This is a genomic window from Mesorhizobium sp. M8A.F.Ca.ET.207.01.1.1, assembly GCF_004794715.1.
Lineage (GTDB): Bacteria > Pseudomonadota > Alphaproteobacteria > Rhizobiales > Rhizobiaceae > Mesorhizobium.
Map to the genome: position 1 here is coordinate 1 of NZ_SRUS01000504.1, position 295 is coordinate 295.

Annotated in this window: 1 protein-coding gene; it reads right to left on the reverse strand. The window is 65.1% G+C overall.

Features of this window, described 5'->3' with window-relative positions:
- The coding region (locus tag EN850_RS35575) for a LysR family transcriptional regulator (protein ID WP_210238094.1) at nucleotides 1-198 on the reverse strand (198 nt) is incomplete at its 3' end.
- Between the last annotated feature and the right edge of the window lie 97 nt (nucleotides 199-295).

Genomic DNA, 295 nt, shown 5'->3' on the forward strand with positions numbered 1-295 from the left:
GTCCTGGCCGACCTCGGTGACCGAGAAACGCCGGGTCGAACGCTGGATCAGGCGCACGCCCAGCCGTTCCTCCAGCAGCGCGATGCGCCGGCTCAGTTTCGACTTCGGCATGGCCAGCGCCCGGCCGGCCTGCGAGAAGCCGCCGTGCTCGACCACCATGGCGAAGTAGAACAGGTCGTTGAGGTCACAACGGCGGATATCTGCGATGAACACGAGGCGATCTCCTGCTGCCTACCGCCCGCCGGCATTGTTCACCGTATAGGACTATGCCGCCAACTATTGGCGTCTACCGGGC